At 35.9% G+C, this 25,836-nt stretch carries 29 protein-coding genes, 1 pseudogene and 1 riboswitch; of the genes and pseudogenes, 6 read left to right on the top strand and 24 right to left on the bottom strand.

Annotated elements, in window-relative coordinates:
- Positions 1-428: 428 nt before the first annotated feature.
- Positions 429-1,031 carry an alpha/beta fold hydrolase gene (locus VK90_RS22155; RefSeq protein ID WP_053081452.1) on the bottom strand — a complete coding sequence of 201 codons (603 nt, stop codon included), beginning with the start codon at positions 1,029-1,031 and terminating at the stop codon, positions 429-431.
- Positions 1,032-1,037: 6 nt separating this feature from the next.
- A complete protein-coding gene (locus VK90_RS27715; RefSeq protein WP_053081451.1) occupies positions 1,038-1,310 on the bottom strand; it encodes an alpha/beta fold hydrolase in 273 nt (90 codons plus the stop codon).
- A 1,014-nt stretch (positions 1,311-2,324) separates the two neighbouring features.
- Here VK90_RS27715 and VK90_RS22150 point away from each other — a divergent pair.
- A complete protein-coding gene (locus tag VK90_RS22150) occupies positions 2,325-2,765 on the top strand; it encodes a YaiI/YqxD family protein (RefSeq protein ID WP_048375267.1) in 441 nt (146 codons plus the stop codon).
- A gap of 85 nt (positions 2,766-2,850) precedes the next feature.
- Here VK90_RS22150 and VK90_RS22145 read toward each other — a convergent pair whose 3' ends face one another.
- From VK90_RS22145 to VK90_RS22115, 7 genes and pseudogenes are all read right to left on the bottom strand, one after another.
- A complete protein-coding gene (locus tag VK90_RS22145; protein WP_048375266.1) occupies positions 2,851-3,165 on the bottom strand; it encodes a DUF3892 domain-containing protein in 315 nt (104 codons plus the stop codon).
- A 191-nt stretch (positions 3,166-3,356) separates the two neighbouring features.
- Positions 3,357-3,776, bottom strand: coding sequence for a GNAT family N-acetyltransferase (locus tag VK90_RS22140; protein WP_048375265.1), 420 nt, complete (start codon positions 3,774-3,776; stop codon positions 3,357-3,359).
- A 51-nt stretch (positions 3,777-3,827) separates the two neighbouring features.
- Positions 3,828-4,652, bottom strand: coding sequence for a DUF2785 domain-containing protein (locus tag VK90_RS22135; RefSeq protein WP_048375264.1), 825 nt, complete (start codon positions 4,650-4,652; stop codon positions 3,828-3,830).
- Positions 4,653-4,777: 125 nt separating this feature from the next.
- Positions 4,778-5,449, bottom strand: a complete 672-nt coding sequence (locus VK90_RS22130) for a uridine kinase (protein ID WP_048375263.1) — start codon at positions 5,447-5,449, stop codon at positions 4,778-4,780.
- Positions 5,450-5,619: 170 nt separating this feature from the next.
- Positions 5,620-6,363 carry a metallophosphoesterase family protein gene (locus VK90_RS22125; RefSeq protein ID WP_048375262.1) on the bottom strand — a complete coding sequence of 248 codons (744 nt, stop codon included), beginning with the start codon at positions 6,361-6,363 and terminating at the stop codon, positions 5,620-5,622.
- An 85-nt stretch (positions 6,364-6,448) separates the two neighbouring features.
- Positions 6,449-6,781: pseudogene (locus tag VK90_RS22120) on the bottom strand (phosphotransferase); the annotation flags it as partial.
- Between the two features lie 14 nt (positions 6,782-6,795).
- Positions 6,796-7,593 (bottom strand): VOC family protein, encoded by a 798-nt coding sequence (locus VK90_RS22115; RefSeq protein ID WP_048375260.1) that lies wholly within the window; start codon positions 7,591-7,593, stop codon positions 6,796-6,798.
- Positions 7,594-7,800: 207 nt separating this feature from the next.
- Between VK90_RS22115 and VK90_RS22110 the strand changes: the two genes are divergently transcribed.
- Complete coding sequence (locus VK90_RS22110) at positions 7,801-8,703, top strand: sulfite exporter TauE/SafE family protein (protein WP_048375258.1); 903 nt, start codon at positions 7,801-7,803, stop codon at positions 8,701-8,703.
- Between the two features lie 40 nt (positions 8,704-8,743).
- Here VK90_RS22110 and VK90_RS22105 read toward each other — a convergent pair whose 3' ends face one another.
- Positions 8,744-9,193: a GNAT family N-acetyltransferase gene (locus tag VK90_RS22105; RefSeq protein ID WP_048375268.1), complete on the bottom strand. Its 450-nt coding sequence runs from the start codon at positions 9,191-9,193 to the stop codon at positions 8,744-8,746.
- A gap of 385 nt (positions 9,194-9,578) precedes the next feature.
- Positions 9,579-9,771: riboswitch (Lysine riboswitch) on the top strand.
- A 112-nt stretch (positions 9,772-9,883) separates the two neighbouring features.
- On the opposite strand from VK90_RS22105, the gene VK90_RS22100 reads away from it, so the two are divergent.
- The 3 genes from VK90_RS22100 (at position 9,884) to VK90_RS22090 (ending at position 12,574) form a co-directional block, all read left to right on the top strand.
- On the top strand, positions 9,884-11,350 hold the full coding sequence (locus tag VK90_RS22100) for an amino acid permease (RefSeq protein ID WP_048375256.1): 1,467 nt from the start codon (positions 9,884-9,886) through the stop codon (positions 11,348-11,350).
- A gap of 113 nt (positions 11,351-11,463) precedes the next feature.
- On the top strand, positions 11,464-11,775 hold the full coding sequence (locus tag VK90_RS22095; RefSeq protein ID WP_048375253.1) for an iron-sulfur cluster biosynthesis family protein: 312 nt from the start codon (positions 11,464-11,466) through the stop codon (positions 11,773-11,775).
- Between the two features lie 28 nt (positions 11,776-11,803).
- Positions 11,804-12,574, top strand: a complete 771-nt coding sequence (locus VK90_RS22090) for a DNA alkylation repair protein (protein WP_048375251.1) — start codon at positions 11,804-11,806, stop codon at positions 12,572-12,574.
- A gap of 64 nt (positions 12,575-12,638) precedes the next feature.
- On the opposite strand, the gene VK90_RS22085 is transcribed toward VK90_RS22090, so the two are convergent.
- On the bottom strand, positions 12,639-13,130 hold the full coding sequence (locus tag VK90_RS22085) for a DUF2716 domain-containing protein (RefSeq protein WP_048375249.1): 492 nt from the start codon (positions 13,128-13,130) through the stop codon (positions 12,639-12,641).
- 198 nt (positions 13,131-13,328) lie between these two features.
- Between VK90_RS22085 and VK90_RS22080 the strand changes: the two genes are divergently transcribed.
- Positions 13,329-14,093, top strand: a complete 765-nt coding sequence (locus VK90_RS22080; RefSeq protein ID WP_048375247.1) for a class I SAM-dependent methyltransferase — start codon at positions 13,329-13,331, stop codon at positions 14,091-14,093.
- An 81-nt stretch (positions 14,094-14,174) separates the two neighbouring features.
- Here VK90_RS22080 and VK90_RS22075 read toward each other — a convergent pair whose 3' ends face one another.
- The 13 genes from VK90_RS22075 to VK90_RS22015 form a co-directional block, all read right to left on the bottom strand.
- Positions 14,175-14,699, bottom strand: coding sequence for an NUDIX hydrolase (locus VK90_RS22075; RefSeq protein ID WP_048375245.1), 525 nt, complete (start codon positions 14,697-14,699; stop codon positions 14,175-14,177).
- Positions 14,700-14,842: 143 nt separating this feature from the next.
- Positions 14,843-15,364: a signal peptidase I gene (gene lepB / locus VK90_RS22070; RefSeq protein ID WP_025147835.1), complete on the bottom strand. Its 522-nt coding sequence runs from the start codon at positions 15,362-15,364 to the stop codon at positions 14,843-14,845.
- Positions 15,365-15,466: 102 nt separating this feature from the next.
- Positions 15,467-17,641, bottom strand: a complete 2,175-nt coding sequence (locus VK90_RS22065; RefSeq protein ID WP_197088223.1) for a peptidoglycan D,D-transpeptidase FtsI family protein — start codon at positions 17,639-17,641, stop codon at positions 15,467-15,469.
- 254 nt (positions 17,642-17,895) lie between these two features.
- Positions 17,896-18,636, bottom strand: coding sequence for an NAD-dependent protein deacylase (locus tag VK90_RS22060; protein ID WP_082148017.1), 741 nt, complete (start codon positions 18,634-18,636; stop codon positions 17,896-17,898).
- A 67-nt stretch (positions 18,637-18,703) separates the two neighbouring features.
- A complete protein-coding gene (gene pcp, locus VK90_RS22055; protein WP_048375239.1) occupies positions 18,704-19,351 on the bottom strand; it encodes a pyroglutamyl-peptidase I in 648 nt (215 codons plus the stop codon).
- A 16-nt stretch (positions 19,352-19,367) separates the two neighbouring features.
- A complete protein-coding gene (locus VK90_RS22050) occupies positions 19,368-20,330 on the bottom strand; it encodes a DUF979 domain-containing protein (RefSeq protein WP_048375237.1) in 963 nt (320 codons plus the stop codon).
- Position 20,331: 1 nt separating this feature from the next.
- Positions 20,332-21,027, bottom strand: a complete 696-nt coding sequence (locus tag VK90_RS22045; RefSeq protein WP_048375235.1) for a DUF969 domain-containing protein — start codon at positions 21,025-21,027, stop codon at positions 20,332-20,334.
- Positions 21,028-21,049: 22 nt separating this feature from the next.
- On the bottom strand, positions 21,050-21,811 hold the full coding sequence (gene pxpA, locus VK90_RS22040; protein ID WP_048375233.1) for a 5-oxoprolinase subunit PxpA: 762 nt from the start codon (positions 21,809-21,811) through the stop codon (positions 21,050-21,052).
- A gap of 18 nt (positions 21,812-21,829) precedes the next feature.
- Entirely contained in the window at positions 21,830-22,819 is a 990-nt protein-coding gene (locus VK90_RS22035) for a biotin-dependent carboxyltransferase family protein (protein ID WP_048375231.1), read from the bottom strand.
- On the bottom strand, positions 22,810-23,523 hold the full coding sequence (pxpB, locus tag VK90_RS22030) for a 5-oxoprolinase subunit PxpB (protein WP_048375228.1): 714 nt from the start codon (positions 23,521-23,523) through the stop codon (positions 22,810-22,812). Before pxpB ends, VK90_RS22035 begins: the two co-directional genes overlap by 10 nt.
- A 14-nt stretch (positions 23,524-23,537) precedes the next feature.
- Positions 23,538-24,290: an IclR family transcriptional regulator gene (locus VK90_RS22025; protein WP_048375226.1), complete on the bottom strand. Its 753-nt coding sequence runs from the start codon at positions 24,288-24,290 to the stop codon at positions 23,538-23,540.
- A gap of 157 nt (positions 24,291-24,447) precedes the next feature.
- The gene (lepB, locus tag VK90_RS22020; protein ID WP_002172560.1) at positions 24,448-24,999 is read right to left on the bottom strand and encodes a signal peptidase I; all 552 of its coding nucleotides are present in this window, start codon (positions 24,997-24,999) and stop codon (positions 24,448-24,450) included.
- 27 nt (positions 25,000-25,026) lie between these two features.
- Positions 25,027-25,704 carry a copper homeostasis protein CutC gene (locus VK90_RS22015; protein ID WP_048375224.1) on the bottom strand — a complete coding sequence of 226 codons (678 nt, stop codon included), beginning with the start codon at positions 25,702-25,704 and terminating at the stop codon, positions 25,027-25,029.
- Positions 25,705-25,836: the final 132 nt, after the last annotated feature.

Genomic DNA, 25,836 nt, shown 5'->3' with positions numbered 1-25,836 from the left:
CCCTTAAGTTGATGGGTGTGTGGTGGTACCCCAATTTATAATCCTTTGTTTAGTTGATTATTCTTATTTTTAAGATACACGATGCTTTACATCTGTGAATACGACTCCCGCTATAGGCTATGTCCTCCTTCAAAAGCAATTAATCCCTTATATAATTCTTTTGTTTTATACTTTTTCGCGTATAGTATGTAGTCTTTTATTTTCAACTAATTTATTCTGAAAAGACTACAGAAATTTTAAAAGCTCAAACAACCATAACTTCGTACTAAATATAGGAAGGGGTTAAATTTATAACAATAAAGTCGTTTAAAAGTCTAAGTTTCATTCCACAATAGTACCTTATTCTGGAATAAGGTACTATTGTGGAATAAGGTACTATTGTGGAATAAGGTTGACATTCAACATAAAAATGACCATAGGAACCTAGTCTAGTTACCTCTTACAAATTCCTTTATAGCGGATACCACTTTTTCAGGCTGTTCTTCGGCAGCAAAATGTCCGCAATTTCCGATTATCCTTGCTTTGATATTTTGTAAACCATTTTCTCTAAATCCTTTCATATATGTTTCAATATCTATGCGTTCATCTTCTCCGCGCAGATAGAGAATCGGAATCAAAACAATTTCATCTTTCGACGCGAAATTATCTTTTTGATCCTGATCAAAATATCTATAAAAATCAAATCCTGCTTTCAGAGCTTCTGGACGGGTGTAAGCATTGGTATATGATTTTCTAAGGGCATCACTCATCTTCTTACCTTTTCCTGCAAGGACATCATAAAAGTAGGAAAAATATAGAGATTCATTACCCGCAACCAGTTGTTCAGGTATTTCAGGTATAGAATGAAAAGCAAAATGCCAGATGTAAGGATTGCTTTTCACTATGTCCCAAGGATCAACTCCTGGGATAACGACATTCATAATAACCGCGCGTGTAACCCTATTTAGAGATTCCTTTAAAAATGCATAAGTTATTTGTCTACCAACATCACATCCGACTAAGGTGACATCGGTTAAATTCATAGCATCCATAACGCCTCAAACATATCTTGCTATATTCCGTTTGCTGTATGACTGTAGCTGGATTTCCGAGTCTCCTATACCGGGCAAGTCGATGGCTACAACATGATAGTCCTCAGATAGGACTGTCATAACTGTTTCAAACTCTAACCAACATGCCGGCCACCCATGAATAAAAAAGATTGTTGGCTTTGACTCTGAACCTGCTTCGACTACATGGATAGGTATCTCTTTAACAATAACCTTCCTGTGTGTGAAGAATGGTTTTGTACCTTTTTCCGTATTCACCATGTTGTCTCACTCCTTATAAGTATGTTGACCACAATACGAGCAATCGCAACCAGTTTCTTGACTTTATACAAGTTCCCAATGAAATAATTCTATATAATTAAAGAATGATATTGCCATTAAACAAAACTAATTACCATTGGAACTTCTGTAACTTTTATCTCCATTTATCAACCATCTCCTGTTGACACGCAAGGGAACTTGTGTTCTTTTTGTAATTTTCAGAATACACTATTTGTACCTCTTAATCAACCCTATAGCAGACTAATTATCCTCCATATTTAGCCCCTCATATAAAGTGAAACTTTAATCAGTGGGGGTTTTGTTCATCCCCCACTGATTATTAGTTGAACCAATCGGGCGTTTACGTGCAGTTGATCTCCCACCTAACTTCCTCGCATTCTCCGAATTTTGAGGTGGGAGTCTTACTGCCCGTTAATGCGGGATAAATGAGTGATCAATCTTTTTTATTATCAATACATGAAACGTGAAAAATCATAAAAAATGAAAGGTGATACATATTAGTCATGTATCACCCTTATAATTCTTGTTCAACATTCGTGCCCTTTAATAAAAAAATGTTTTTTTAACGAATTTACCGAAAGAATTCTCCTTCCTCAAGCGTGTGAAGGGCGATAGCCCAACGGTAGGTGGGAGATGAATTTCGGTTTGGCATAGCCAAAAACTTTTGATAAACTAGCTATATGAAGTTCTTTGATAACTTGATATATGAGGTTGCAGGAAGAAAATAGAGTGCGAAAATCAAGCCATTCGGTTCCTGCGTAAAATATCAACCGTACCAAGAGAGCATCCAAGCGTTGGACATCTAGGGGTGGAACACTCCGAAGTAACGCTCAGGGAGACGAAAGGTTACTTTCGTCGTGGAACTGAGAAGCTCCCACTTCAAGCTTTGCTAAGTGGTGAGTAGTTCACTGAGTTTAGATAAATCTTCCTCGTTTGACAAAAGATAAATCTGCCATTATTATCAATTCGTACTTATTTATGGGAGTGATAAAAATGAAAATTTACGTTGATGCAGATGCTTGTCCTGTAAAAGATATTGTTATCTTTGAAGCTACGAATGCTGAAATTCCTGTTACCCTCGTTACTAGCTTTTCTCATTTTTCTAATGCGGAGCAGCCAGCAGGTGTGGAAACAATTTATGTTGATTCTGGAGCAGATGCTGCGGACTATCGGATTATGCAGCTAGCAAAGAAAGAAGATTTAATCGTTACGCAAGATTATGGTCTTGCTTCGCTCGCTTTAGCAAAAGGCTGTGTAGTTCTTCATCATAAAGGGTATAAGTATACAAATGAGAACATTGACCAATTATTACAAACACGTTATTTAAGTGCAATGGTACGAAAAAGCGGAAAGCGTACAAAGGGGCCAAAACCATTTACAGCTGAAGATAAAGAAAAATTTAGAGAGCTGTTTAAACAAGTGATTTCACTTTGAAATGAATCTTCTATTTGTAGGGAAAACTGAGCAAAGTAAAGAAGAGAATATCCAAATGAACATTCTCTTCTTGAGGTTTACCCATTTAAAAATCAGGTAAGTTATCTAAATTATTTTCTTTCGTTCCATCAGGTTCACTACGTATAATATCCCTGCCATACTTATGGAATACGTCCACATGAGCTAACTTCCCTGATTTTGCTTCATCAAGAGCAGTAATATAATCTAATTCTCGTCCACTACTTGTTTTAAAGGCAATTAAATCACCTTCATCATTTTTACGAACTGCAACAATTTGTTCTGCTCCTGAATCGACTTCCCGGGCTACTTCCAATTGTGCCTGCTCTTCTCCTTGATGTAAGTAATCATTATAAACTTTTTGAAAATCTTTTTTATCCATAAAACTCACCTCCAAAACATTTTATTAGTATGTTTTGAAGTTATTAGTTTTATGTACTATACCCATCAAATTAACAAAAATACACTCCCCTAAAGAGATAACCCAAATCATAATTTTTTCAATCTATTACAACTTCATTTTTAAATTTTATAGAGTACCTCTCAACATTAGGGAATTAAAACTGTTAATATTTACTTTTTTGAAATTACAGTAAACATCCCCGTCATGTTTGGCGAGTAATCTTGAAAATCAAATTTTTCATAGAATGGTTCTTTACCTTGTGATGCAAACAAACCGACAAATGCCTTATCCGGGGCATTTTGATTTAAATATTCAACCAACATGTTCATTATTTCTTTCCCAATACCATTCTTCTGATAATCTGGATGAACTACTATGTCTTGAATATAGAAATAGATAGCCCCATCACCAACAATTCTCCCCATGCCTACAATTTGTTCATTATCATTGACTGTAATGCAGTAAATTGAATTTTGAAGTGATGTTTCCGCCACTTCAAAATTCATATAATCAGTCCATCCGACAGACTCACACAAATATTTATATTCTTCCAATGTTGGAATGTTATTTTTAAACTCATATTTCTTCAAAATGTATTCTCCAAGTCCGCAATGTTAGCAAGTATATAAATTCGACATTTTTTAATATCTACGCAAATTCTTCAAAGTCTCCAATATATCATCTGTAAAAACAGTAGATCCCTCTTTCTCTAAAGCTGTAAAATATAAACTTCTTAAGAACGCTCTAATATTTTGTACTAAAATAGCATTTTGAGGATTTCGGATGTCTTCAACAATTGCTATACTATGTAGCCAGTTGCTCCACTCTTCTTCAGTTAAAAGATTTTGGTTACGTAATGACATAATTGGCGTTACTAATCTCTCATCCTCAAAGTTTATGTATACGTAATCATTCAATCGAACCTTTTGACGAACTGCAGCTAGTATCGCATATGAAAACTCGCGATTTTGTATCGTACGTGCTAAAGCATCTAACGCATCAGCCGCATGTGCAGTAGAGTGCGCCCATCCTTTTCCTTCTACGTAACCTCTTACATCTTCTTCTAAATATACATATTCCAAAACTTGTTCTGCCACACTGTACAGTTGTTCTTCCGTTAACAATGGTTCTCTTTCATGTACAGATAAAATAAGTGGTGGAATTAATACGGAAAACGCACGTTTAAAAACAGAGTCTGTTCCCTTTTCACCAATTTTATAAAATAAATAGTCAGGACTAATCGCTTGTAACATTAATCCTCGTAATTCCTTTTGTCTAAATACATCATTTGTAATCCATGTGTGAAGCGTACTATAAATCAAATCATCACGTAATTCAGCTTCTGGTGATCCGATATAATCTAGCATCCACTGCGCATATGGATATGCATCTACGTCTTCTGGTACAGCATAATTGTTATTTTTTATTTGTTGTAGTTCTTCTTTTAATTCTTGTACTTCCGTCATTATATGTCCTGTCCCCTTTTTACGTTTTTTAACTTATTTTTGCCTTATCCCCTGTAATTTTTTTCATAAAATTAATTTAATTATAACAATAAATAAAAGGTTATACATATATTTCTGACTGTGCATTACTTTCGTTCATGGAATATAACATCTGGATTTCCAAAATCACTATTCAGAAATATAGCATCCGCACATTCTTTCGGATTATGCTCTTCTATATACATCTTACAAGCCGCATGATACCTGCCCAAAAACATCTTCTCTGCTTCTTCATAACTCCCAAAAGCTTCAGTCTCTCGCTTTGCACCACGTTTTCTCGCAATCTCAAAATCTGTATCAACAAAAATTTTATATTCAAATAAATGCTCAATGTCTTTTTTTAATAGAAATGTCCCATCAACTATTAACACCATATTAGGCGGAGCCACTACAGGTGCATTCTGTACAGGGATATCCGTTATTAAATTATGAGAAATCGTTTCGTAATGTAAATCTCCATTAGGTCCTAAAGGCATTAATAACCTTTCTTTAAAGGCTTTATAATCGTGTGCATCTTCATAATATCCTCTTGCAGATTCTTTACCTTGCGCATATCGAATCGCTCTCGGGTTATGAAAATCGTCAATGCTGGCACGTGTTACTTGCACTCCCCGTTTTTTCATTTCCTCTGCTAGTTCGTTTGCAAATGTTGTCTTTCCTGAGGCTGTAATACCACTTACTCCAACTCTTAACGGATGAGTTAAATTTAACGCTAAAATATGATCAGCAATTTCTTTCATTCGTTTTTGGCGATGCACGACATTCCCTCCTTAATATTGTTTACATAATATAATTATAATAAATAATTTTTGTCACTATTTGTCGGTAAATCGATATTTTGAAAAGACCGTTGATATATTTCACGTTACGACCGATATATTTGAAAAATTTTTGATATCGTTCCATTGACTATTGATCTAGATATTCCCTACTTCGCTTTCAATCCTCGATACAAAGCAGTCCGTAATTCCTGCTTATATTCCTCAATTTCTGGCATATCAAGCTCTTCCGCTAATTGAATAGCTAATTCAATATCATACGGTACACGTACGAGTTGAATGGAAAAACTCGTTGCTTCTTTTTCGTTGTACATTCCTTCAAAGATTAAATACGAAGCTTGTGTAATTTCAAGTGGGTTTCCTACGCTACCTGTATTGCACAACGTTTTCCCTCTGAAATTTTGAACGTACGCTTGGTGAACGTCACCGTAGCAAACAACATCTGGTTTTCTTTCCCCCTCTATATTTTCCGTCAAATCGCTATTTTCGAACATATTTTTACGCTCTTCTCTTGAAGCGTACGGTTGAATCCTTTCATACAAACTTCTTGGCGAAGCGTGGAACATACGAATAAGTTTTCCACTCATAAAAAATTCGATAGAAAATGGTAGATTTCTTAAATACTCATTTTGTTCCTCTGACAATTGTTTTTGATGCCATTTTAACGTTTCAAACTCAGTCGGTTTTGTTATAAAGTCATCCCAATTCCCCATAACAACTTGTTCACATTCTTTACGAACGATTTCAATTACTTCGCTTGAATGAGGTCCTTTCCCTACTAAATCACCCAGACAAATAATGCGTTCTATTCCTCTTAATTTAATATCTTTCAGTACGGATTCTAATGCTGGAATATTACCATGAATATCTGAAATTACCGCAATTTTATCCAAATGAATCCCTCCATCATTTATCGTTTACTATATTCGTATTAAATGATTGATACCATCTCGGAACATAAGAAGAAAAATCGTTATGCTCTTCGATAGATAAAGTTTTTAATATATCTTCACCATCTAATCCATCAATCCACTCAAAAACTTGTACACATTTCTTTAATTCGGTAAGGCTTATAAAATGAATTAATTTTGGCATGGGAATATGTAATGACTCTAGCCGCTGCATATATTCATATTCTTCCTGCTTCCGTTCAAAATATGAAGAATCACATACTTTTATAAAATACGTTTCTCCACTCTCTAATTCAATTTTATATTTCTCATCGAACGAAAAACCTTTTGAAATAACAATCGTTCTTAAAATAAGAGGCCAGTCTAGTTTTCTTTCTATCGCTTTTAAAATTGTCTCCACAAAACTCACCTCTATTAATATATGTACATACTACCTAGTACTTGATGCTCCTGTTTTCCTTCCCCTTTAAACTCCACCGCAAACGGATATTCTCCGTACTGTACTAAACGTTCTTGTACGAATCCTTCCCCTACCGGTTCACAAAACTGCACACTAATACCACCAAATAATACACTTTGACACTCTGCATTCCACTCTTCATCTCTTATGATTGAACTTACTGTTAATCCCATTACTTCTTTCCATTTCTGCACTGTTTCTCGAACATTTTTCACCGCATAATGAATTGTTTTTATTTCTTGCACTCTGTTTTTATGTTCCGTAATCGTCCCTGTTTTACGTAGATCGATTCTTCTTTCTTCATCCGTTTCATTCCACTGTATAAAGAATGGTAATTTTGGTCCGTCCTCTTCCTGCTTTACAAATAACATTTTCCATTCTAAAAGACGACCATCTTTTCTCACTCGTTTTCCTTCAAATGGTCCTATCGTTTGTAAACCATGCTTGCTTAAATTAATTGCTAATTTTTCAATTTCATCTGTTCGAATTGCGATTTGTAGCATTCCTTCTGCATTTTGCAATTTAACAACCGTTTCCTGCACTAATGGATTTTCTGCTTCTTTCGCTTTTTCTTCGTGCTGGACTGCTAAAAATTCTATATATGATAAATCAAAGTAACATAAACTATTCCAAGTACCCCAGTTTGTATGCTGCCCGCCTGGCACTGTATGAAAACCTAATGACTGCATTTGTTTTGCCGCTTCCTCAGGCGTACAATGAACTGCGTGAACGAGATGATCAAATGCTAACATATTCTTTCTCCCCTTTCTCTCCATCCTTTTATTGTATATTTTCTCTTTCTTTCATTCAATTCAAAAAACTTAAAAACCTAGTTGATTTATATGATTAATATGTATTATAATGAAACAAATTTATATCTTGCTGATTGGAAAAACCAAAGGCACTTTTCTCACACGGGAAAAGTGCCTTTTTTATTTATTATTACAGGGGGATTATTTATGCAGAAATTAATTGTCTTTGCTATTATTGGGTTTTTCGCTCAATTGATTGATGGAGCGCTTGGAATGGCGTATGGGGTAACGTCTTCCTCTTTATTATTAATGTTTGGTATCGCACCAGCTGTTGCTTCTGCATCGGTTCATTTAGCTGAAGTAGTCACTACTGCCGCTTCCGGTGCATCTCATATACGATTCGGAAACGTTGATAAATATACAGTTTCTAGACTTACATTACCAGGGGCGATCGGTGCTTTTATCGGGGCATGTTTTTTAAGTAATTTACCTGGCGATGTAATTAAACCATACATTTCCTTATTTTTATTTACTTTAGGGGTTTATATTTTATTACGATTCCTCATTCAAAAACAAATTGTTGCTTCAAATAAGCGTATGTCTGCGAAACAACTTGTGCCGCTTGGCCTTTTTGCAGGATTTGTTGATTCAACTGGCGGTGGTGGCTGGGGACCTATTACGACACCTGTTCTTCTTGCAAGAGGCAATGAAGCTAGAAAAGTTATTGGATCTGTAGATACGAGCGAATTTCCTGTTTCACTCGCTGCAACAATCGGCTTCTTCATCTCACTTGGCTGGGAACAAGTAAGCTGGGTTTGGGTGTTTTCCTTAATGCTCGGTGGTGTTGTTGCAGCGCCAATTGCAGCATGGTTAGTACGCATCGTTCCTCCACATTTACTCGGCGTACTCGTCGGTGGCCTTATTATCTTTACGAATATACGTACATTACTTACATCATTTAAAGTTGATCCAACTATTATTACACTTTCTTATGTTGCAGTTGGTCTAGTCGTTATTATTTCTATTTTCATTTCTGTCCGCAATCATTCAAATCATTCGAAACAAACGACGATAGGCTATCCGACAGATCAAAAACAAATGCTACCATAATTGCGCAAAATACCGTCCGATTTGCTTCGGGTGGTATTTTTTATTTTTCAATCTTCCAATTAATCATCGTTTCAGTACTATTTACTTTATTCATATGTAATTTCTCTAATACACGAATAGAGCTATAGTTATCAAGGAGTGTCTCTGCTATAACCGTTTCCACCTCTCCTGTTTGAAAAGCCCACTTCATTAATTCACGAACCGCTTCTGTTGCATACCCTTTATTCCAATATTTCTCAATAAACCCGTAACCAATTTCAACTGTATGATTCTCATTAGGTGCCCCTTTAAATCCTATATCACCTAAAACGATGTCATCTTCTTTTCGAATAACATACCAAGCGCCCCACGGTAATAAAGCCGCATCTTGTTTCACATTTTCTACATGCCCTAAAATATGCGGACCACTATTGTATCCTTGATTATTCGCAATTTGAACCCACTTTTCCGTACACGGGATAATATGTAATCTTTCCGTTTCTAATTTCATAACGATGTCCCCTTTTCCATTAAACAATACTTCAATTTTATCATAAATATAAAGAATATTCATTCTTTTCAACACGCACATATGTTTATTCTTGAAACAAAATAAAGAACTAATCCCCTTTTGATGTTTATGTCGAATTATATTTTCTGAATTTTCTTTTAATTTTAGAGGATTTTTCATTATTTTTTGCGAAACATTTGTATAACAATTTTTTCTTTGCTTATTGTTACATAATAGTAGGTTCGGGTGGAGTTTTGCAAGCGTTTCCTATACAATAACCGATAATTTTTGACTTTTCCCTACAAAATTCCTTGCAATATTTTCAGAAAGTCATTACAATTGCCATATATTAAAAATCATAGCAATAAATAAATCCTCATCAATCCGATGAGGTAGAGGTTGCAACTTTTAAGAGTATAACGGCCGAGACACAGAGAATGTCATCGACTCCGTTTGAAAGGAAAAGTTGCCGAAGTTTATATTTCTTCTCTGGAAATATGGGCTGGGGCTGTCTCCGAAAGGAACAGAACTGTCACGTTTACAAAATTACCGTGTAGACGTGGGGTGCTATCTTAACGGAAGGGTATGATGGGGTGGTTATTTGTGAAACGTTCCGCCTAATTCTTTTGGCGGTTTTTTGTATTTTTCTCCCCCGCTCCTTCCTATCTTACAAGAAAAGGAGTGTTGAACATGAATAGCGCAACGAATCAAGCTACCTCTAAAACGCAAACTACACAAGGACAAGGTGAATTAAAACGTGGATTAAAATCTCGTCACCTTACAATGATTTCTCTCGGTGGTACAATCGGTACCGGACTATTTCTTGCCAGCGGTAGTGTTATCCATACAGCTGGTCCCGGCGGTGCACTAGTTGCATACGCTGCAATTGGGATTATGGTTTATTTTTTAATGACAAGCTTAGCAGAACTCGCAGCTTACATGCCTGTTACTGGATCTTTTAGTACTTATGCAACAAAATTCGTTGATCCATCACTTGGTTTTGCACTTGGATGGAACTATTGGTATAACTGGGCGATTACGATCGCAGCTGAACTAGCGGCCGTAACATTAATTATGAAATTTTGGTTCCCAAATACACCTTCTCTTATTTGGAGTGGACTTTGTTTAGCTATTATTTTTCTCTTAAATTATTTATCTGTTAAAGGATTTGGTGAATCTGAATATTGGTTCGCACTTATTAAAGTAGTTACTATTATTATCTTTTTAATTGTCGGTTTTATGATGATTTTTGGAATTATGGGCGGCGAATTTATTGGATTTAAAAACTTCACTGTTGCAGATGCACCATTTAACGGCGGAATCATGACAATTATCGGTGTATTTATGGCCGCTGGATTCTCATTCCAAGGAACTGAATTATTAGGAGTGGCTGCTGGTGAAACGTCTGATCCAGAACGTAATATTCCGAAAGCAATTCGTTCTATTTTTTGGCGTATTCTATTATTCTACATTTTAGCAATTCTCGTTATTGGTTTATTAATTCCTTATACGACTGATAGCCTTGCAGCAAGTGATGTTACAGTAAGTCCATTTACACTTGTATTTGAAAAAGCGGGCGTTGCCTTTGCTGCTTCTGTTATGAACGCTGTTATTTTAACTGCTGTTTTATCTGCTGGTAACTCTGGAATGTACGCATCAACTCGTATGCTTTGGGATTTAGCTCGCCAAGGAAAAGCACCAAAGTTTTTAGGTAAATTAGATAGCCGCGGTGTACCTGTTAACGCATTAATCGCAACATCAGTAGTTGGTAGCGTCGCTTTCATCGCTTCTTTATACGGTGACGGTGTTGTATACATTTGGTTATTAAATGCTTCTGGGATGTCAGGATTTATTGCTTGGGTAGGAATCGCTATTAGTCATTACCGTTTCCGAAAAGCATATATTGCCCAAGGAAAAGATTTAAAAGATTTACCATATAAAGCAAAATGGTTCCCGTTCGGTCCAATCTTTGCATTTACACTTTGTGTGATCGTTATTTTAGGTCAAAACTACGGAGCATTTATGGGAGCATCTATCGATTGGAACGGTGTACTTGTTTCTTACATCGGTTTACCACTCTTCTTAGTACTATGGTTAGGATATAAATTTACTAAGAAAACGAAAGTGATTCCACTTGATAAATGTGAACTGAAATAAAGTACAACGAGCAAACAATATTGTTTGCTCGTTTTTTATTGCAATGCTTCTTCCTTCCCTATTTCTTCTGTTTTTGCAATAATAGAAGAAACATAAATAAAGGTTGGGATCCAATGAACATTCGTATTACTGATGAAGCAAAAGCAGCTATACAGAGGCTAGAACGTGAAGACAAAAAGATCATTCGCATTAGAGGAACAATGACAAACTCTTGTAGTATTTTTGTTGATGTTGATCTAATTTGGGATACATATAATGCAAATGACGTTGTATATGAAGATGAACAGCTTATTGTACAAATGGACTCATTCACAAAAGATTATACTGGGGATACGTTAAAACTTGATTATAAGACAACTGGTTTTAGTATTACGACTCCAAGTGAGACTTTGGTTTATGGATTGTCGATTAAACAATCAAAATAGTTTTTCATTTGGCCAATGAGGTGAAAAAATGGGTAAATATGTTCCGTTAAAATTTTTATTTAATGAAGAATTAGCAGAAAAAATGGCTGATTCTATTTCTAAGCACGATCCTAATTTCTCTAAAAGAAGCTTTGTAGATTCTGTAACATGTAAAGTTGAAAATTTAGAGTTAAAACAACGTGTAGAAGTAATAGCAGATGAATTACAGAATGCATTACAAAAAGATTTTAATGACGCAATACGTATATTACTTAAAACATTGGGACCAGAAAATACAACAGAAGTAGGCACATTTACAAACGGCTATATGTATATGCCTATTGCAAAATACGTTGAAAAATATGGGATTAATGATTTTGAATCCTCGTTCAACGCAATGTATGAAATAACAAAAAGAAATACTGCTGAATATGCAATTCGGCCTTATCTTGAAAAGTACCATGAAGAAACATTGAACTTATTACAACAGTGGCTACATGACGAGAACAGCCACATTAGGAGATTAGTTTCCGAAGGTACTAGACCAAGACTTCCTTGGGCCAAAAAAATAGGAGCTCTTAAAGGTGACTTTAGGAACAATTTAGAACTTCTTGAACCATTAATGAATGACCCTTCTAAATATGTTCAAAAATCAGTAGCCAATCATATCAATGATATTACAAAAGAAGATAAAGAACTCGTTTTTCAATGGTTGCAACAATTGCGCGAAAAAAAACATCCTGTTAATCCTTGGATTATGAAACATGGGTTAAGAACGGTGATAAAAAATGGAACTTTACCAAAAGATTTTTCTTTTTAAGTATTTTAAACAAAAACGCTTATGCTTCAAAAATGAAGTATAAGCGTTTTTTCTCTTTCAAACATTATCCCTGCCTTAAAATCTTATAAAACATTTCCGGTTTATTTTGCTCAATGCTCTCTATTAGTTCTTTTCCAAATATCGTTATACTCTTTTCCCAAGGATGACCTAAATACCCCCACTTCAAGTCCTTCTGAATAAAGAAATAGTAGTCTCCATTTGGGATGATTGGAATTATCCACTCATCAAATTCATTTCTATCGAACTTTAAATGTGGATTTACCCAGTAACATTCATGTTGCCAATCAAGTACCGTTATATATTCATCTAATTCTGTATTCTCTCTAAAAGCTTGTAACGCTTTTTCTTCAAGCTCGTCATATGCACTTAAATCCACCGACTCACCGAAATACTGAGAAATATCATATGTAACAAAAGGACTTGGCACTTTAAATGATGGAAATGTAACATCACTCGGTGAAAACTCAAGTTCACTGTATACCCTGTCCCAAATTTGATCGTACTCTTTGTCTGTAAACTCAATCCAATTTTTCATTAAACAACTGCCTTCCCTTATAATTTCAAAGGATTTCCACTCGACTATCCCGAATATATAAATAACTATTCTCGCGAGGAGCGAATGTAATATGAATCTATTCGAACACGAAACGTAAGACCGCTTCATTTTAATAAGAGGTCCTCCCTTTCTCATTTCTTACTATATCATTCATTAACGAAATAGGAGGACAATAATATGAAACGTGATCCATTATTTTCAGCACTATTAGAAAGTGCAAAGACAAATTTTAGCGGCTGGGACTTTTCTTTCATTTCAGAAACTGGTCGAATGAATAGCGAGCCTTTATCATGGTCGTACGGTAGCGCTGCTTTCCAGCTTATGCAACATGCAAAATCAATGCTAGATATGGGTACTGGCGGCGGAGAGTTTTTATCTATGTTACAACCGTTTCCGCCAACTATTTACGCGACTGAAGGCTATGCTCCAAACGTACCAATTGCTCGGAAAAAATTAGAGCCTTTAGGAGTTACAGTTATAGAAGTGGCTGATGATACTGCTTTGCCATTTCAAGACAGTCAGTTTGATTTAATTGTGAATCAACATGAATCATATTCTGTTTCTGAAGTGAAAAGAATTCTTTCCTCCAATGGAACATTTCTTACACAGCAAGTCGGTGGTCTTGATTGTGCCCATCTTAATGAGCTGTTTGGTGCACCGCTTAATTCAGAATTTGCAAGTTGGTCACTCGAAACAGCATGTAGTGAATTAAAACAAAGTGGATTTACAATTATAGAAGCGAAGAAAGAGTTCCCTCTTCAGCGCTATTATGATATCGGCGCTGTCGTTTATTATTTAAAAGCAATTCCGTGGCAAATCCCTGATTTTACTATCGAACGCTATAATGAGGAATTGTATCGCATACATGAAATGATCTTGCAAAAAGGATATTTCGATGTAAAGCAACACCGCTTTATCATTAAAGCAAATTATGTAGAGTAAAACTTGAATTAGCATTCCCTGCAAAAAAGCCAAATTCCAATAAAGGATTTGGCTTTTTTTAGTATTTTAACAGGGCTTCTCCTATTGAGAAACGAGATGTTTTGCATGTCGTTTTTTCGTATCATCTTCTGTCAGAATAGAAGTTATGTAATCAATGATATTCCGGTTATCATAAATAAAGGTATGCTCTAATTTGTTATCCTCTTTTAATAATATCGGTAAGTATCTTTGTAAATTGCTTACTACACCTCTGTTATCACCATCTAATATCCAATCGATTGACTTCCATTCTAATATTCCTTCAGCCGTGCTTAATGGTGTGTCCATATGTACTCCATCTGGTAAATCAGCAAGGAATACATACATTCCCTCACTATCCCGAGGCTCGTCTTTATCTTTAAAGATAACATTCCCCTTATACGTTACACTTTGAAGCTGAATTCCCGTTTCCTCAAACGTTTCTCTAATTACTCCTTCATATGGGGTTTCATTATCCTCAATTTTACCGCCAACACCATTCCACATTCCCATTGTCGGCTTTTTGTTCCTATTCAAAAGGAGTATGTTATCCCCTTTTCTAATGAAGCATATTGTGTACTTATACATACTATCATATCCTTTCTATTTCCTAACCGTTAACTTAATATAAAAGCGTTACTTATCATCACCCTAACAGGAGCACTTGAGGATGAAAAGGTTCATCTAATTCATTCGTTGTTTTTTGAAGAAAATAAAATAACTAGACTAAACTAGTCTAGTATTTTCATTTTCGAAAAAGGATAATATATAAATTCCACCTTGCCAATAACGTTATCTTCTTCAATATATCCTAAGCCATTTCGACTATCCCTACTATACTCACGATTATCTCCCATTACAAATAACTTATTTGGTGGAATCTTTGTCTTTTGAAAGTTGTAAAACACTTGTGTATTGTTATATAGGTCTTTATTTATATACGGTTCATCTTGCTTTTTGTCATTAACATATACACTTCCATTCGTTATGTTAATGACATCACCAGGAAGTCCTATTACGCGTTTTACATAATATTTCGATCCATCTTCTTCTTTAATAATGACGATTTCTCCGTGCTGTATGTCAGAAACATGTACAGCAGCTTTATTTACAAATACGTAGTCTTCTTCATGTAAAGTCGGTTGCATTGATTTCCCTTCAACTTTACATAAGGTAAAAGACTGATACACTACTACCAAAACAAATATAAATAGTATGTACTTTCCCCAGCCGCCCTTGATCTCCTTTTTCATATGTATTCCCACCTTATCAAAACACTTTTCAGCTCAAAAATATATCACTGCACAATATGGTTTCATCTGTGCAGTGATATACTACAATTTTAATTTCGTTTTTTACTGTACATTATTCGGCTGTTGTGCAACCGGGACTGCACTTACACCTGATCTCTGTGCTTTCAAATCAAAATACGCATCCAAAATTTCTTTACCAATTGCAGAATTAATACCTGATTTATCATTATTCACCCACGGTACAACAACAGAAAAAGCTACTTCCGGATCAGCGTCATATGGTGCATAACCGGCGAGAGTTAAATTATAACATTTTTTTCGGTTATTGTTCTCATCTCTTCCAATATCACTTTCCCCACCATATACCGTCTCTGCTGTTCCTGTTTTTCCAGCCGGTTTATACGGTAGACCTTTAAAAGTTCCAGTACCTGTCCCATCAGCTTCCTGGAAAACTCTTCTAAACCCTTCTTTTACATGATTAATATATGTAAGATCCATATCCACTCGATTTAACACGACTGGTTCTATCGATTGAATGACTTTTCCTACTTCCTCTGGTCTATTTGGTTGCTCTCTAATTTCCTGTACAATTTGTGGTTTCATCCGGTAACCACCATTTGCAATTGTTGACATATATTGCGCTAGTTGCAGCGGCGTATATGTATCATATTGTCCAATCGCATAATCAAGTAAAAAACCTGGTATATTATCTGTTCTACCTATTTGACCCATCGATTCATTCGGTAAATCTATGCCAGTTGGCACGCCTAAACCAAATTGTCTAAAATAATAACGCATTTTATTAAATGCATCTTGTTTAATATCTAACGGATTGTTTGGTACGTAATCAACCCCTGCAATTTTTAAGGCCGTATTAAACATGTAGACATTGGATGATACTTGCAATGCTCTTAAATCATCAATATCTCCAAAGTCTTTCCACGATTTCTTCGGCTTCGAACTTCCTTTAAAGAACATTGGGGCATCAAAGAAATGTGTATATGGCTTAATCGCTTCTGTTTGATATCCCGTTAATACCGTAGCTCCTTTCACCGTTGATCCTAACTCATACGAGCTTATCATCGTTCCTAAAGCGTAGTCTTCTATTTGCATTCCACCGTCTTTATTTACAATTTTCTTCCCTGCCAATGATAAGATTTGGCCATTTTTTGGATTCATCATAACGACGAACGCACGGTCCATCATCGGTTCTGAAGAATGAAATGCCCTTAAATTTTTTTCAAGACTTTCCTCCACTTTCTTCTGTAGATCCATATCAACTGTTAATATTAAATTGTTTCCACTTTTTCCTTTTGTCACTTTTTCAGTCCGAATAATATTTCCCGCTTTATCAGTAATATTTTTAGACTGTTCTTTCGTCCCATGCAGTGCATCTTCGTATTGTTTTTCGATGTAACTCTTACCGATACGATCATTTCGGTTATAATCTCGTACTAAATAATAGTCTAATTGCTCCCTCGGTAATCCTTCATTCTCACTAGAAACACTACCAAGTACAGAACGGAGTATTTTGTCATTTGGGTATTCACGCTCCCAATCTACAGTCGTATCTACGCCTGGCAAGCTCGACAACCTTTCACTAACTACTGCGTATTCATTTTGACTAACATCTTTTTTGACAATTTGGGGTGTCATTTTATATCCCGCATTCATTTTACTTTTAATTGCTAGTACTTCTATATCTTCTTTTGAAAGCTCATTTAATTCTTCTTGTGTAATTCTTTCCCTTCTCAGTTCTTCCACTTTTTTATCTAAGTCTTTTCCTTCTATTTTCCGCTCTCTAAATGTATTCTCATCATCTTTTGTTACTTTTTTTGCTGCACGCTCTTCATTTAACTGCATCCAAAAGTCTTTTTTATCTGTCTCTGTTAACTTGTCCATATCTTCTTGTGGCATTTCGATTAACTGTGCCAATCCTCTTGCTACTTTTAAAACTTCCTTCGAGTCTACCCCTTTCATTTTCGTGTATGTAACTGTTCGTAACGGTTTATTATTAACAATAGGTTTTCCTTCTCGGTCAAACATTTTCCCTCTAGGTACAGGTGTACTCACCGTTACATCTTCCTTTTTATTCACTTCATTTCGATACGTTTCTCCATCAATGATTTGTACTTTACCTAGCTGAATAATAATAGCTGAAAATAAAAGAAATACGACAAAAAATAATACATTTAATCGAAATGGAATATGAGTCTTTTTCTTTTTCGACTGTTTCTGCTTCTCCTTTTTCTGTCTCATTTTGCTCCCTCGCTTCATTCTATTAACATTTCTCTGCATGAAAAAAATACGTTCCCTACATTGCACGCAAATACATCATTATGTATCAAATTTATTTATATGATATATATAGAATTTTATATTAATTACAAAAGAAAGAAAAGATTTAATTTTCAGTTTTCTGTGTTCATACCCTATTTATTACCATTCCCCTTACTAAGCAATAACATGAATATATTTCATACAAAAAAACTGAGGTGGCCACCATTCACCTCAGTTTTTTAATCAAATCATTATTCTTTCATTGAAGATAGGCTTTCTACAAATTCACCAATCTTATTTTGGAAAACATAATCAAAATTATATTCTTGTCCTGTTAACTCTTCATTTACTAAAATTGTTGTTGCCCCTACTTCTCTCTTTGCCATTTCTGGGAATGAAGCGACAGGCTGTACTTTTAATGACGTTCCCATTACGAGAAGTACATCTGTTTCATATAAACGTTTTATCGCATTTTGATATTGTGGTAACGTATCTCCGTATAAAACAACATCTGGATTTAGAATGAAATTACATTTCTCACAGCGCGGCACTTCATGATCAATCATATACTGTAAATCATATCCCGCTTTACACTTCGGACAATGCGCAGTTTGAAGTGTTCCATGTAAATCAATTACATGTTTACTTCCACCTAATTGATGCAAACCATCAATATTTTGCGTTAAAATCGTTATGTCTTTTCCTTGTTCCTCTAGCTCTGCTAAAAAGTGATGCCCACGATTCGCTTCATATTGATGAAACGTATTAATTTGAAAGATTTCTTTATAATGCTTCCAAAATTCTTTCGGATTTCTATTATAATAGCCTCTTGATAAATACATCTCTACATTCGCATCAGCATATAATCCATTTGCTGAACGAAAATCAGGGATTCCACTTTCCGTGCTTGCACCAGCACCTGTTAACACTGTAATTTTCTTTGCTTTTTCTAATATCGAACGTACTTCCTCATATTGCTGCACAAAAATCACCTCTATGTATATTCATACACTATATTATACCAGTTGTTTATAGAAGGTGTTGTACAATTCGCTTTATTTAATGCGTCGCGCCCCCGCATTCAACAATATCTATTTCCACTTCTGTTGTTACCTCAACTGCTAATTGTATCCCTTTACGAATCGTAGAAAGTGACATACTCGGTTGCCCTGGATAATTACTCGCTTGTTCTGGTAGGAACGGAATATGAACAAAACCACCTTTTATTTTCTTATCATGTTTCTCTAGTTCATGCATAAGACCATAGAATAAGTGATTACAAACGAATGTACCTGCAGTTTGTGAAACGGAAGTTGGTATACCTTCTTCGCGAAGTCTTTTTACGATTGCTTTCATCGGAAGTGTGGACCAATACGCAATAGGGCCTTCTTCTACAACCGGTATATCCACCGGCCTGTTCCCTTCATTATCAGCACTTCTTGCATCGTCAACGTTAATTGCTACACGCTCTATCGTAATATCTGCCCTGCCCCCAGCTTGTCCAATACATATAATAATTTCTGGAGTCAGCTCTTCTATATACGCTTTTAATACTTGTATTGATGTATGAAATACAGTTGGAACTTGTTTACTAATAATCTTGTACTCTCCGATTGTTTGTTCATGCAAACTTTTTGCGACTTCCCAAGCTGGATTGATGCTTTCTCCGCCGAACGGATCAAATCCCGTTAGTAATACTGTTTTCATAGTTTCACTCTCCTAATTAGAAACGATATACAAGACCGTACATAATAAACATATTTATAATGAAAATCGAAATAGCAATTGGTACTTGCGCCTTAATGACAGCATTTTTATCTTTCAGTTCTAAAAGCATCGCCGGAACGATATTAAAGTTTGCCGCCATTGGAGTAATCAGCGTTCCGCAATATCCAGCAAACATGCCGAGTGCTGCCATAATCGCTGGATTCCCCCCATGCATTTGTACAATTAGAGGTAAACCGATTCCGCCAGTAATTACTGCAAATGCTGCGAATGCATTCCCCATTACAACTGTAAACAGCATCATTCCTAAACAATATGCCATAACAGCAACGAACGGATACTCTGTCGGTAATACTTGTCCGACTAAATCAGAAACAACTTGTCCAACGCCAGACTTCGCGAAAATACCGCCAAGCGCCGCTAACATTTGTGGTAAAATAACAGCCCAGCCAACAGCTTGTAATAATCTACTTCCTTCTTGAACAGGCGTTGTTATTTTCGCCTTTGTGATGCTCATCGCCGCTACGAAAGCGAGTAACGCTCCTAATGCTAGTGCAATTAATGTCACTTTATCAGGATCAACAAGTGCGACATTTCCCCATTTGATTTTTCCTAACGTTAGTGTTCCGATAATTGTAAAAATAGGTATTAAAAGTGCAGGCATGAAAATTTTATTTTTTAATTTCTCAGCATGTTTCACACGTTCTTGTACTGGTACTTCTTTCTCCTGAGATTTTGTTACTTTATTTAATGAAGCTAAAACGACCATGACAAGTACAATACAGCCAACATAAAACGAAGGGATTACATTTCCAAATATAAATGTAACTGCAAACAATGCCCAAAATAAACTAGAACCAAATCGGTTTGGATGCTCACGATCAAATGCAATCCGAACAGCGATAAATGCAACTATTATACCTAATATATAATAAATTGTATCCATTGTTATCACGTTCATCTTATATAACCTCCTTCTCTTGTTTTTCTTCTGCCTTCATTGTTTTCTCTATATACTTATCAAACCTTCTAAACCTAATCCAGCTCACAATAAGGGCAGATATCGCAGTCGGAATTCCCCAAAGCGCCATATCCCATACACCGACATGCATTCCTACTGAATCGAAGAACCCTTTCATTAATAAAATGGCACCAGTTGCGATAAAAATATCTTCTCCGAAAAACCAAGCTGTGTTTTCCGCAGCTGCTGCGTTTGCTTTAATCTTCTCTCTTAATTTTTCAGGAAGTTTACCATACCTACCTTGCGCAGCTCCCTCTGCCATTGGTGCAACAAGTGGTCTCACTGTTTGCGCATGACCACCAATATTAAGTCCAAGTGCCGCTGAAGATTCTCTTATCGTAAAATATGACATTAATACTCTTCCAGTTGTAGCTCCTTTTGACTTCGTTATAAGTGCCTCTGCTCTTTCCTTTAGCCCATAACGCTCTAATATCCCGATTACAGGTAAAGTTAACAATATTGGCATAGACATATATCTGTTTTCTACGAAAAATTTACCGAACATGCTGATCACATCATAAAAGCTTAAGCCTGAAACCATACCAGTAACAATACCTGCAACCATAACTACTAACAGTGTATTTAATCTAAATAAAAAACCAACCGCAACAAGTAAAATTCCAATTAATTTCACCATTTGTAACACTTCCCCTCATTTTTTATTTTGGTGCACTTATAGAAATACCGTTAAGTTCGAATGTTCTGTATATTCTCCCCGCAAATTGTACTGCTTTCTCTCCATCTCCATGTAAACATATCGTTTGCGCCTGAAGTGCTACTTTCCCTCCAGTAACTGCTTCTACATACCCTTCTTTCACCATTTGAAGTACTTGGTTTATTGCTTCGTCTTCATTTTTTATAAGAGCATTTTCTTCTGTACGGCTTGTTAAAGTTCCATCCTGCTTATACGTACGATCAGCAAAAGCTTCTTGTACGAAAGTTAAGTTATACTTTTCCGCCGCTCGCGTAAATGCATCGCTATTCGCTAATCCGTAAAGTAATAGTTCAGGGTTTATATGAGAAATTGCCTTTGCGATTGCATCCGCAATTTCCGAATCAGTTGCCGCCATATTATATAGGGCACCGTGTGGCTTTACATGATGCATATTTCCTCCAGTAGCTTTAACAAATCCGTCCAATGCGCCAATTTGATATAAAACATAATCGTATACTTCACTTGGTGAAACGTGCATGTTCCTTCTCCCAAATCCAATTAAATCAGGAAATCCGGGATGCGCTCCGATTGCTACATTATGTTGTAATGCTTTTTCAACTGTTTGCCGCATAACGGTCGGATCACCAGCATGAAATCCACAAGCAATATTTATTGAGGAAACGAACGGAAGAATTTCATCATCATTCCCCATTTTATAAGCTCCAAAACTTTCTCCTAAATCACAGTTTAAATCAATTGTAGTCACGATGTTTTCCTCCTAATCTCAGCTTCGTAAAGCGATGAATTTCTTTACTAGACTCATATTTTCTTCCTGCTTTATATATAATTGTTCAGCTTCTTCCATAGAGATTTTTTCAAAAGTTACATAGTCTCCTGGTTTCAACTGCGCTAGAAGAGGTAAATCTACTGAAATGACATTTCCAATTCGCGGATAACCACCTGTCGTTTGTCTATCTGCCATTAGTATAATAGGCTGTCCACCATTCGGTACTTGAATTGTTCCAAATGTAACTGGACTCGATAAAATTTCTATCTCTTCAACTCTATTTAAAACTTCTCCGTCAAGCCTATACCCCATACGATCAGCATAATTGGACACTTTATACTCTTTCGTAAAAAACGACTTTGTACTTTCTTCTGTAAATTGATCATATTCAAAGTCTGTTATAACGCGAAGAGTAGGATGCTTCTTATATTTTGGTAACGCCTTGTTACAAATTGCCCACTTCGTTTTTATACGCTTTTCTTCTTGTAAGTTTTGTATGAAACGACTCGCAACTTCTGGTCGTGTACCAATTTGAAAATAGTCTCCTTTTTTCAGCATTCTCCCTTCCATACCGCCAATAGCAGCACGTATGTAAGTACTTTTGCTTCCCATCGTACGATCAATATCGATACCGCCCGCAAAGGTCACATACGCCCTACACCCGCTTTTCGCTTTTCCGAAACAAAGCATGCTTCCTTCTTCAGCTAACACGGGACGCCATAACGGAATACGTTCTCCATTTAATAACGGTTCCATATTTGCCCCGCCAATCGCTAATAAAGTCGTTTTCTTTATTAACAATTTAGGCCCCATTATCGTAATTTCGAGTCCAGCTTCATTCTCTTCATTGCCAACTAACATATTAATCATCCTGAGTGCGCTCTTATCCATAGCGCCTCCAACAGGTACACCATATTGTTGATAATGATAACGTCCTAAATCTTGGACTGTTGTAAACATCCCAGCATGCAAAACCTCTACATCCATTCTTTAGCCCCCTCTAACGATACGTACTCTTCCTTTGTTATCGGGATAAAACGTAAATACATACCGCTTTGAATATAGGTAGGTGTTTCTTCTTTCGGATTAAATAAAAGGATTGGTGTTCGGCCAATAATATTCCATCCGCCCGGCGTTTCAAGCGGATAAATACCTGTTTGATTTCCGCCAATACCTACTGAACCAGGTGCGATTTGTAACCGTGGTGTTTCTTTTCTAGGTGTTTCTAATTCTTTCGGTAATCCTCCTAAATAAGGGAACCCAGGTGTAAAACCTAACATATACACAAAATATGTCGTTTCACTATGTATTCGAATAACATCCTCTACTTGTAACCCGTGATAGTGTGCGACCTCTTCTAAATCTGGCCCATATTCTCCCCCGTAGCAAACTGGTATGGAAATATGTTTCACATCCCTTTTCATTTCTTCCTTATAAGTATCATATAGCCCATTTATGTACTGGCATACGTAATCATATGGTCTTATATTTCTATCATTTTTCTTCCATACTTCGAACAAATTGTAGTACACCGCTAATGAAGTAAATGACGGAACACATTCTATCATCCCTGAAAATGGATGTTGCTGCAGTGCTTGAAATAATCGCTGTACTTTTTCATATATGTCCATCCCGATTTCTTCACCAAATGTAACAATAATTGCTTGATCTCCTAACGTAGAAAATTTCATCCCATTCCCTCTTTCTACTCCCAAAAGCCGAGTTCTTTCGAAATGCGGTACGCTGTTTCTTTCACTTTCGCAATAAAATACGGAATGTTACTTTCGCTATATTCAATTGCTAATCCTGAAATACTAATACCCGCTACAACAGTTCCATCATTTGCGAAAATTGGCGCTGCTATGGCCGCTGTATGATTTTCTAATTCAGAATAACTAATTGTATACCCTTCCGTTTTCGCCATATGTAATACTTCTAGCAAATGCTCTTTATTAACAATCGTTCCATCTGCAAATTGCTTTAAATTTATTGCCTCTACATATTTCCTTTTCTCTTCCTCAGAAAAATACGATAGTAAAATTCTCGGACACGCGCCGGCATACAGTGGAGCTCTTCTTCCAACCGCCGTATAAACACGTACCGGCTGAGCTCCTTCCATCTTTTCAACATAAATTGCATCATTACCATCTTGAATAATTAAATTAACTGCCTGTCCTAAACTATCTCTAAGCTCTTTCATATATGGAAGAGCAATATTTCTTACCGATAACCTTTGTGAAACAAGTTGACCAAATCGTAAAAAAACGACTCCGAGACGATACTTACTCTTTTCTGTTTTTTGTAAAAACCCCATCTCTTCTAACGAACCAATTAAACGATAAACAGATGTTTTTGGCATATTCGTAAGCTGAACCATCTCTGTTAAACTTAGCTCCTCATGTTCATAAAACAACTCCAAAATATCCATTGTCTTAACTGCCGTTTTATTTATATTCATCCTATCTCCTTTATGTTCCGAATTTCGGAACTTGAATTCCGTTTTTCGAAACAAATATATAATTAAAAATTATAAAATATTCTTTAAATTCTATCAATATATTTTTGAACAAATAAAAAAGTATGGAAGAATACCTCTCCCATACTTTCTCTACACTTTATAACGCTCTTACTTGTTTCAATGGCCAGAAAACAGCTTGTCCTTTTCCGACAATTTCATCTTCTGAAATAAATCCAAACATACGACCGTCTTTAGAAACTTCACGATTATCTCCTAAAACAAATACTTGGCCTTCTGGCACTTTCGTTTTCCCTGTAATTTGTTCTAACGTAAAATCAGGAGTTAATACACGACCAGCTGCTTTTTCTTTATATTCTTTTAAATACGGTTCTTCCATCGCTTTTCCGTTTACATATAAAACATCATTTTTATACTCAACTGTATCACCTGGTAAACCAATTACTCGTTTTACTAAATCATACCCTTCTTTTCCGTGGAAGATAATAACGTCAAAGCGATCTAATCCATTAATACTATAACCAATCTTATTAACGAGAACTCGCTCATTATTTTCTAAAGTTGGCATCATCGACTCACCTTGTACTAGTGAAGGCGTAAATAATATCCCTCGAACGATAAAAGCAATCCCAAGTGTAATCCCTATCGTTTTAATCCATGAGATTACTTCTTTTTTCGTATTTTTCTCCATCTTTTCCCCTCTTTTCTAACATGACAACTATTTTATTAAAACTGCTAACTCTTGTACTAACCCTGGATCAATTTCAGAAAAACATGATTTACCTTCTCTCACAGCTGTACCTACATGTGCCTGCGCGATTCCAGTTTCATCTAGCAATTGTTTTACATTCTCTTTCGTTACTCCGCTTCCAACAATAAGCTGTATATTCCCTTCACTTTCCTTTTGCATCTCTCTAAGCACCGGAATATTAGCTACTACATTTCCTTGTCCGCCTGAAGTTAACACGTGAGTAACTTTATTGAATTTCTTCAAAACTTTCATCGCTTCTGCCGGATTTTCAGTATCATCTATCGCACGGTGATACGTTACATTTATTCCATCTACAACAGATAATAAATCTGCTAATTTCTCTTTATCAACTTCATTTTGTTCATTTAATACACCTAATACAACACCAGCAGCCCCAAGATTTTGAGCAACTTCAATATCTTCTTTCATCATTTCAATTTCTTCTTCCGTATATATAAAAGACTTCGCATGCGGACGAATCATGACATGAACCGGTATTTGTACTGCTTCTACTGCTTTTTTTATAAAGGCATAACTCGGTGTTAAACCACCTTCTGTATACGATGAAATGAGTTCAATTCGATTTCCACCAGCCTTTTCAATTCGCTTCACATCTTCTAAACAAGTTGCAATAACCTCTAGCATGAGATAACCTCTTTTCGTGCTTTTTTCTCATTATACAGTAGTAGAAATAAGAAACCTAGCTTTCTCCTATAAAACTATAAAAAGAAGAATGAAAAGAAAGATTTTTTGAGTTGATAACACATATTATATATA

Origin of the sequence: Bacillus sp. LK2 (assembly GCF_001043575.1) — a bacterium.
Classification (GTDB): domain Bacteria; phylum Bacillota; class Bacilli; order Bacillales; family Bacillaceae_G; genus Bacillus_A; species Bacillus_A paramycoides.
The sequence above is the reverse complement of the archived record's forward strand: the minus strand, read 5'-3'. Positions and strand labels throughout refer to the sequence as shown.